The 9,177-nt window shown below is 63.0% G+C and carries 6 protein-coding genes; all 6 read right to left on the reverse strand.

All coding sequences use genetic code 11. The features are described from left to right. Nucleotides 1-296 precede the first annotated feature (296 nt). Genes cobA through K5Q19_RS16745 form a run of 6 tightly spaced genes read right to left on the reverse strand, consistent with a single transcriptional unit; the run spans nt 297 to nt 8,933 of the window. On the reverse strand, nt 297-1,115 hold the full coding sequence (cobA, locus tag K5Q19_RS16720) for a uroporphyrinogen-III C-methyltransferase (protein ID WP_110300247.1): 819 nt from the start codon (nt 1,113-1,115) through the stop codon (nt 297-299). Next, a complete protein-coding gene (locus K5Q19_RS16725; RefSeq protein WP_110300248.1) occupies nt 1,108-3,711 on the reverse strand; it encodes a nitrate reductase in 2,604 nt (867 codons plus the stop codon). The genes cobA and K5Q19_RS16725 overlap by 8 nt, the downstream gene beginning before the upstream one ends. Further along, entirely contained in the window at nt 3,708-4,046 is a 339-nt protein-coding gene (gene nirD / locus K5Q19_RS16730; protein WP_017671397.1) for a nitrite reductase small subunit NirD, read from the reverse strand. The genes K5Q19_RS16725 and nirD overlap by 4 nt, the downstream gene beginning before the upstream one ends. Then, on the reverse strand, nt 4,043-6,508 hold the full coding sequence (nirB, locus tag K5Q19_RS16735) for a nitrite reductase large subunit NirB (protein ID WP_110300249.1): 2,466 nt from the start codon (nt 6,506-6,508) through the stop codon (nt 4,043-4,045). Before nirB ends, nirD begins: the two co-directional genes overlap by 4 nt. A gap of 14 nt (nt 6,509-6,522) precedes the next feature. Next, entirely contained in the window at nt 6,523-7,728 is a 1,206-nt protein-coding gene (locus K5Q19_RS16740) for a porin (RefSeq protein ID WP_110300250.1), read from the reverse strand. After that, entirely contained in the window at nt 7,725-8,933 is a 1,209-nt protein-coding gene (locus K5Q19_RS16745; protein ID WP_066214140.1) for a nitrate/nitrite transporter, read from the reverse strand. The genes K5Q19_RS16740 and K5Q19_RS16745 overlap by 4 nt, the downstream gene beginning before the upstream one ends. Nucleotides 8,934-9,177 lie beyond the last annotated feature (244 nt).

The following is a 9,177-nucleotide window of genomic DNA, read 5'->3' on the forward strand; positions in this document are numbered from 1 at the left end:
AGATTACACCCAAGGCCGCCTGAAAATGCCGCCCGCTGGCCACAACCGAATTTACACCACATTGACGGACACGACCCAGGTTCAAAGCCAGATCAGTTAAATGAACATCGCGCTGAGTGTCGGCTGCCGACCCAGAGCCGGTCGTTCCGATGTGGCCGCAGGAGTGTCGGCTTATGCCGTAACCAGTCACTCGAACGTTTGACAGGTGCCGGGCGGTTAAACTTGGTCGATACTCTCGCCATCTTTATAGTTCACCGGATGTCCAATAAGGGTGTGGTGGAGGCGCTGTCCCAACCTTATGCGCGGATACGGACTTTGGGAGCCGATGCCATTCCGATCGGCAATTCGAACCATTCTGAACTCAAATCGGCCGCTTCAGCATTGGCTTGGGTCACTTCACCCACCAGCAACAATGCAGGATCCTTGTCTCCGACTGTCGCCATCAGCGCCGCCAGTCTATCCAGACGACCACGGATAAGGCGCTCGCCGGGAGAAGAGACGTTGACCGCGATCAGGATGGGCGTGCTCGGCAGCAACCCGTTGGCTATCAGCTGCTCTGCAATATGCGGTGCAGCGGCGCGGCCCATGTAGATCGCAAGTGTCGTTTGCGCACCGGCGATCGCTGACCAGTCGATGTCGCTTTGCCCGTTCCCGCAGCCTTGCGCCGTGATGAACGTGAGCGCCCTCGTGCTGCCGCGTCTGGTCAGCGAGAACACTCCGGAAGCTGCCGCTGCACTGGCGGCGGTGATTCCCGGGCATACCTGAACGCGTATGCCCTTGGCTTGCAGTGCATCGACCTCCTCGGTCATCCGTCCGAACACTGCAGGATCGCCGCCCTTTAGCCGAACGACGCGGTGTCCGTTATGCGAGGATTTCACCAGAAGGCCGTTGATTGCGGGCTGGGACATCGAGTGCCGCCCTGACCGTTTGCCAACCGGCACCTGCATCACCTGTCTGGGGATCAGATCGAGTATCGCCTGACTGACCAGTGCATCGTGAAACACGATCGAGGCCATCGCCAGCAAACGTTCGGCTTTGCGGGTCAGCAGATCAGGATCGCCTGGGCCAGCACCCACCAGCCAGACATCGCCAGAGCCAAAACTGATGTCAGCCATGGGCTGCCTCCTTGTGTTGCATGATCAGCCGCTGGATTGCGGGTTTGCATGAGCCGCAGTTTGTGCCGGCAGACAACGCAGCCCCAACCGCCTCGGTCGTCATCAGCCGCTGGTTCGTAATGGCCTTGGTCAACGTGATGGTGCCGATGTCGAAGCAGCTGCAGACAATCGCGCCGCGATCGGGCGCGGGTGTGGCTGAGCGCCCAGCCAGCAGCTCGGTCGCGCTGGCTTCAGAAATCCCGAGCTGAGCAATCAACCACTCGCGCCTGGGAAGCCGCTTCTGCGGGCCGATATACAGAGCCGCCACGACCACGCCGTCGCGCAGGATGGCAAACCGGTGCTGACCGTGCGCGCCGTCATGGCTTTCGATGCGCCCGCCGCGCGGCAGAACCCGCTTGGCGAACGCCAGCGGATCGCCATCACCTGCCATCTCGACCAGCCATCCGGCCTTGGTTCGCACCTTAGTGGCATAGCTGGATGGCAAAGGATCAGGCAGTACCGAAGCGATGAGAAAGCCGTGCCATTCGGCGACGAACGGAGAGATCCGCGCCGGTGCGTTCTTGAACCCAGGCTGCCCCGAATGCGGATCGGTCAGTGCGCGGGCGAGCACGCCGGTGCGGCCACCGGTTGATTGCTGGTCGGTCCAGTGGATCGGCACGAACAGTTCGCCGCGCCGTTGCCCATCGCTGATGCACACCCGATAGACGCTGCTGCCCTGCGGTGTTGCCACCAGAGCCAGTCCGCCATCAGACAGGCCGTGCGCCAGAGCATCTTCAGCATGGATTTCAACCAGCGGTTCCTGCCTGTGCTGGCCAAGCCGTGCGCTCAGGCCTGTGCGGGTCATGGTATGCCACTGGTCACGATAGCGCCCAGTGTTGAGCGTCAACGGCCAGGCCCTGAGCGGCTCGCCAAGCTCCATCTGGTTGACAGGCACCAGCCGTGCCTTGCCATCCGGCGTTGAAAATCGACCATCGGCAAAGGCATCACCGCCCCAGCGCCAGGGTTGCATGGTGTCATAGCCAGGGTTGGAGATCGCGGCATGGCCGCCGATGTCGAACACCCTTTTACCGGCATTCTGGTAAGTAGAAAGCCGCGCATGCTCACGGTAGATGTCGGCAGGACTGTCAAAGCTGAACGCTTCGCGCCAGCCCATCGCGCGCGCGACCTCCTTGATGATCCACCAGTCTGGCCTTGCCTCGCCCGCAGCCGGCAGGAATGCGCGCTGGCGACTGATCATCCGTTCGGAGTTTGTGACCGTGCCATCCTTTTCGCCCCATCCGGTGGCGGGCAGCATCACATGCGCATAGGCGCTGGTGTCGGTATTCGCGATGCAATCGGAGACGACCACGAACGGGCATGCGGCCAATGCTTCGCGCACTGTGCCTGCATCGGGGAGTGATACCGCCGGGTTGGTGGCCATGATCCAGACTGCCTTGACCCGCCCCTCACCGATCGAGCGAAACAGGTCGACCGCTTTCAAACCTGGTTTTGCCGCCATCGTTGGCGATGCCCAAAAGCGGCGGACGAGATCACGGTTTTCAGGCGCGAAATCCATGTGCGCGGCCAGCGTCGTGGCCAGCCCGCCGACCTCGCGCCCGCCCATTGCATTGGGCTGGCCGGTGATCGAGAACGGAGCCGCTCCGGGCTTGCCGATGCGGCCTGTTGCCAGATGCAAGTTTAGGATAGCATTCACCTGATCGGTGCCGCGGATCGACTGGTTGATACCCTGGCTGAACATCGTGACGGTGCGCGGGTGCGCGGCGAACAGATCGAAGAACGCCTGGACATCGGCAGGCGGCAGGTCGCAGGCGCGGGCAACAGACCAGAGGTCGTGACCTTCCGAGAGCGAGTCCCAAAAGCCATCCGGCACATTGACGCTGCGTTCGACGTAATCGAGGTCAATGTGTCCTTCGCGCATCGCAAAGGCCAGCAGGCCGTTCATCAGCGCAACATCGCTGCCGGGGCGCAACGCAAGGTGCAGATCGGCATCGGCGCAGGTTTCGGTGCGTCGCGGATCGATCACCACCAGCTTTTTGCCGCGCGCCGCCCGCGCAGCCATCATCCGCTGATAGATCACCGGATGACACCAGGCGGTGTTCGATCCGACCAGTACGATCAGGTCCGCAGCGTCCAGATCGTCATAGCTGGCGGGCACGACATCCTCACCAAAGGCGCGCATGTGCCCGGCGACCGCGCTCGACATGCACAGCCGCGAATTGGTGTCGATATTGGCCGATCCGATAAAGCCCTTCATCAGCTTGTTGGCGACGTAATAGTCCTCGGTCAGCAGCTGGCCTGATACATAGAATGCGACGCTATCCGGGCCGTATTGCTCGATCGTGCGGCGGAACTGGCGTGCGACATGCGCAATGGCTTTTTCCCAGCTTGCGCGCTTCCCGCCGATCTCCGGGTGCAGCAGACGGCCCTCATGGCTCAGCGTCTCACCCAGATGCGTGCCCTTGGAGCACAAACGCCCGGCGTTTGCGGGATGTTCTGGATCACCCACAATCGCTGCGCTCTGGCCATCGGCAGCAGGCGTGGCGAGGACGCCGCAACCGACGCCGCAATAGGCACAGGTTGTGCGCGTTGCGTTCACGCCGCCAACCGCAGTGCAGCGGCCCGCTCGATCATGATACGCCCGCTGTGAACCTCCACCGGGATCGTTGGCGTGCAGCCTTTGTCTGTTCCCTGCGCCTCACCAGTGACCAGACTGATCACCCAGCTGTGCAGCGGACACGTCACGCTGTCGCCATGGACAATGCCTTGGCTCAGCGGGCCGTTTTTGTGCGGACAGCGGTTGATCAGCGCGTAGATCTGGCCAGAGCCGGTGCGGAAGACCGCAATTTCCTCGCCGCCCGCCACCTTGATGGCGCGCGAACCGCGCAATGGCACCTCTTCTACTGCGCCAACATCAATCCATTGCGGCATCATGGTGCAACCCCTTCCAGTTGTGTGATGGGTCGGAACTCGGCCATCGGACGGTGCAGGTTGCGGTCCTGACCGGCGGCACGCTCTGCCCAGGGGTCGTCCTGGCTGAACGATTGCGCGATCCAGAAGCGCGCGGCCAGCGCATCACGCCCTTTAACATCGTCGATCAGCAGCGCGCGTAGCCACTCCATCCCCATCCGCTCGATCCACGGTGCGGTGCGTTCCAGATAGCGGGCATATTCGCGGTAGAGCTGGACGAAAGCGGCGGCCATGTGGATCGCCTCTTCCTCGGTCGCCACCTTGCACAGCAGGTCGGTGCCGCGCAGATGGATACCGCCATTGCCGCCGACATGCAGTTCATAGCCGCTGTCGACGCAGATCACGCCGAAGTCCTTGATCGTCGCCTCGGCGCAATTGCGCGGGCAGCCACTGACTGCCATCTTGAACTTGTGCGGCATCCAGCTGCCCCAGAACTTGCGCTCCAGCTTGACGCCCAGCCCAGTCGAGTCCTGCGTGCCGAAGCGGCACCATTCGCTGCCGACGCAGGTCTTCACCGTTCGCAGCGCTTTGCCATAGGCATGGCCGGAGACCATCCCGGCAGCATTGAGATCGGCCCAAACGGCGGGCAGATCCTCTTTCTTGATGCCGAAAATGTCGAGTCGTTGGCCGCCAGTGACCTTGACCATCGGCGCGTCGTATTTCTCGACGACATCGGCAATGGCGCGCAGCTCCTTCGGGTTGGTGAGGCCACCCCACATGCGCGGAACCACCGAATAGGTGCCGTCCTTCTGGATATTGGCGTGCATCCGCTCGTTGACGAACCGGCTTTGCTGGTCATCGACATATTCGCCGGGCCAGGCGCACAGCAGGTAATAATTGAGCGCGGGGCGGCAGGACGCACAGCCATCGGGCGTGGACCAATGCAGTTCCTGCATCACCTGCGGCATGTGGCGAAAGCCGCGCTCGACAATCAGCGCGCGCACTTCGTCATGGGTGAAGCTGGTGCATTTGCACATCGGCTTGGCGGTACGTTCGCCCGCGTATTCATCGCCCAGGCTGATCGTGAGCAGTGTCTCGACCAGACCGGTGCACGACCCGCAACTGGCCGATGCCTTGCAGGTGGCGCGCACGGCATCAAGCGTGCCTGCACCGTCTGCTATGCATGCTGCGACCTGACCCTTGCTGACGCCGTTGCAGCCGCACACTTCCGCATCATCGGGAAGCGCCGCAACGGCGGCCTTAGGGTCCGCTTGCCCCCCTCCAGAGGCAAAAGCTTGGCCAAAAATCAGCGCATCGCGGATCTCGGTCACGTCTTCGGATCGCTTGAGCAGATCGAAATACCAGTTGCCGTCGGCGGTATCGCCATAGAGCACCGCACCTACCACGCGGTCGTCTTTCACCACGACACGCTTGTAGACCCCACGTGAAGCGTCGCGCAGCACGATGTCTTCCGCGCCATCGCCGCCGACAAAATCGCCCGCCGAAAACACGTCGATGCCGGAGACTTTGAGCTTGGTCGCGGTGACCGATCCTTCGTAGCTGTTCGGCTTGCCGATCAGTCCATCGGCAAGCGCGCGGCACATTTCCCAGATCGGCGCGACCAGGCCGTAAACCTGCCCGCGATGTTCGACGCATTCGCCGACCGCCAGGATCGCAGGGTCGCTGGTCACCATCTGGTCGTCGACCAGTATCGCGCGATGGACGGCGAGCCCTGCCTCTTTTGCAAGCCTCACATTCGGACGGATACCCGCCGCCATCACCACCAGGCTGGCCGGAATGGTGCGCCCGTCGGTCAGACGTACGCCCTCGACCTTGCCCTCTCCAAAGATCTCCGCTGTGTTCGCGCCTGTCAGGATGGTCTGACCGCGACCCTCCAGCGCGGCCTTAAGCAGCCAGCCCGCCGCTTCATCAAGCTGGCGCTCCATCAGCGTATCCATCAGGTGAACAACGGTGACCTGCATACCCCGCAAGGCGAGCCCATGGGCCGCCTCCAGGCCAAGCAGGCCACCGCCGATCACCACGGCATCCCCCCCCAGGGCGGCCGTGTGAACCATCATGTCGACATCCGCCATATCGCGGAACGAGACGACGCCAGGCAGATCCTTGCCCGGCACGGGAATGATGAACGGGTCCGATCCGGTCGCGATCAATAGTCGGTCATATTGCGCGACCCGGCCCGATTGCGCGGTGACCGTCTGCGTGTCGCGGTCAATCGCGATGACGGCGTCGCTGACCACCAGATCGATGCCATGGTCGGCATACCAGCTGCGGTCGTTGATCACGATCTCGTCGAAGGTTTTCTCGCCTGCCAGCAGCGGCGAGAGCATGATGCGGTTGTAGTTCACATGCGGCTCGGCACCGAAAATGGTGATGCGGAAACGGTGCGGATCGCGCGCCAGCACCTCTTCCACCGCGCGGCAACCGGCCATGCCGTTGCCGATAACGACCAGATGTTCGCGGTCCATGCGTGTCTCTCCTGTCACAGCAGATAATCCATTTGCAGCCACAGCCTGCGGGTGTCGGTGCCAAACTGTTTGGCGCGGTAGTCGGCATATTTGACCAGCAGACCGATGTTTTTGGACAGCTTGAAGGTCGCTTGCGCATTCCATTCATCGCCATAATCCTGGCTCAGCCGGTCGCTGTCGAAACGGTGATAGATGACCGACAGGTTCACCGGTCCGCGCGATGTCGGCAGCGCATAGCCAAGCCCGGCATAGGCATCGCGCAGGCCGTTGGCGGGTGTGGTCAGGAACAGGTCGGCCCAGCCGTTGAACTTGTGCGCGGTGGCCAATGGCGTCTGGAAGCTGGTGAACGGCAGGCCCGACGATGCGCCGAGAACCTCGTACCCCCCTGTCAGCGTAAAGCCATGCGCGGCCAGTTGCGCCTCACCCAGCCAGTAATCGGCCGAATAGGAGTTGGCGTTCCCCTTGTAGTCGCTCTGCCGGGCGTAGCTGGCGATGATGCCGAGCTTCAGCTTGGGCGACAGCGCGAACGACGCGTTGGCGCGCGCGCCATAGGTCTGGCTGGAAAACTGCCGTCGTTCCGCCTGGTCCTGATCGACCAGATAGGCAAAGCCCTTGATCGCGACCGGTCCCGCCTTGCCGCCCAATTGGGCCAGCAGGTTGTCACCGCCGATGGATTGCAACGGGCTGTCGATGCCAAAGATGCTGCGCACCGACCAGCTGTAGGTGACATCGGCGGTGAGCGGGCCGAGTGCCGAACTTTCCAGCCGCACCGCATCATAGGTCTGCTCGTTCTGTCGCCACAGCACCGTTCCGACAAAGCGCTGGTCGTCGAGGTTGATGCGCTGGCGGCCCAGCGTCACCACCGTTTTGGGCAGACCGCGATACTGGACCTGCAGACGATTCAGCTCGATCGTTTCCGGATCCGCCACCACCGGAAACGCGGTGCGGCCATTGACCGTGCTGTTAAAATCGCCGTTGATCGCCAGCGTTGCCTCAGCCTCGGCGAGCACTGACCACGGCCCGCTCTTCGCCTCAATGCCGCTGCGCATCCTGAACGTCAGTGCATCGGCCTGTTCGGCCTTGCCCTGCTGATCCACACCCTCATAGCGCAGCCGGGCATCGATCAACGGCGTGAGCTTGAGCGGTTCAGCCAGCGCCGGACTGGCGGCCGAGGCGGCGACAACCGCCCCGGCGAGGATCCCAAGTAGCCGCGCGGTCATATGCGTGCGCCTTCAAGCGCGGTCGGCCAAGTGGCGCGCCAGCGGGTCTTGACGCTGACCAGGCTGGCAAAGGCAACCAGTGCAAGCCCGGCGAAGATCAGGAAGCCCCATTGCGGGCTGCCGGTCAGCTGCTTGGCCAGACCCAGCGACGAGGCGAGGTAGAAGCCGCCAACGCCCCCTGCAAAGCCGACCAGTCCGGTCATCACGCCGATCTCGTCCTTGAACCGCTGCGGCACCAGCTGGAACACCGCGCCATTGCCTGCCCCCAACGCCAGCATCGCGCAGACAAACAAGGCGAGCGCCAGTTCGACCGTCGAGGGGCCGAAGCTGATCGCGATCAGCACCGCGGCAGCAATCAGATACACTGCCATCAGCGTCTTGGTCCCGCCGATCCGGTCAGCGAGCGCGCCACCCATCGGACGGACGAGCGATCCGGCAAACACGCACGCTGCCGTGCAATAGCCCGCCACCACCGGGGTCAGCGCGAACTGGTCGACGAAGTAGATCGAAAGCGACGCGGCAAGGCCCACGAAACCGCCGAAGGTGACGCCGTAGAACAGCATGAACCACCATGCATCGGCTTTCTTCAACGGCTCAAGATAGGCGAAGATCGACTTGGGCGCGGGCGGGTTTGGCGCATCCTTGGCCAGCACCATGTAGATGACGAAGGTGATCGCCAGCGGGATGCAGGCAAGGCCCAGCACCGCGTTCCAGCCGAACGCCTTGGCCAGCAGCGGCGCAAACAATGCGGCGAGCACCGTGCCGGAATTGCCCATGCCCGCAATTCCCAGCGCGGTCCCCTGATGCTCGGCAGGATACCAGCGGCTCGCCAGCGGCAACGCGACGGCAAAGCTGGCACCGGCAAAGCCCAGGATCACGCCCAATGCCACGGCACCGCCAAAGCTGTTGACCCCCAGCATCCACGCCGTCGCCAGCCCGCCGATCACGATCAACTGGCCGATCGCGCCGGTAGACTTGGGGCCGATCTTGTCGACCAGCACGCCGTTGACCAGCCGCAGCACCGCGCCCGCCAGCGTGGGTATTGCGACCATCAGGCCCTTCTGGGCGTCGTTCAATCCCAGATCGGTGGCGATCATCGGGGCGAGCGGGCCGAGCAGCACCCATACCATAAACGCCAGATCGAAATATAAGAATGCCGCAAACAGCGTCGGGCGGTGTCCCGCCGACCAGAAACCCTTGTTCATGATAAACCCCTGTTATGGTGCGGCGCGGAAGACCCGTCCGGCTGGTGGGACCGAGCGCATACGCCGGGGCTTGTTGGCCGGAGCGCAGGGGGGAGCACGCGGTGATGATGGAGAAGCAGCGAGACAATGCTCGCGAAGGCAGCGACAGGGCAGCTAACGATGGCCGCGCCCGAGAGCTGGACAATCCCGTCTGTCAATCTGGCGGAATGAACCGTCAAAGCCATGCTCCTTTCAGACACGAAAA

It is taken from the genome of Novosphingobium sp., assembly GCF_019748365.1.
Lineage (GTDB): Bacteria > Pseudomonadota > Alphaproteobacteria > Sphingomonadales > Sphingomonadaceae > Novosphingobium.

Excerpts from the sequence above, each read along its gene's own strand:
- cobA (WP_110300247.1), bottom strand. The coding sequence starts at position 1,115 with ATGGCTGACATCAGTTTTGGCTCTGGCGATGTCTGGCTGGTGGGTGCT.
- nirD (WP_017671397.1), bottom strand. The coding sequence starts at position 4,046 with ATGATGCCGCAATGGATTGATGTTGGCGCAGTAGAAGAGGTGCCATTG.
- nirB (WP_110300249.1), bottom strand. The coding sequence starts at position 6,508 with ATGGACCGCGAACATCTGGTCGTTATCGGCAACGGCATGGCCGGTTGC.
- K5Q19_RS16740 (WP_110300250.1), bottom strand. The coding sequence starts at position 7,728 with ATGACCGCGCGGCTACTTGGGATCCTCGCCGGGGCGGTTGTCGCCGCC.
- K5Q19_RS16745 (WP_066214140.1), bottom strand. The coding sequence starts at position 8,933 with ATGAACAAGGGTTTCTGGTCGGCGGGACACCGCCCGACGCTGTTTGCG.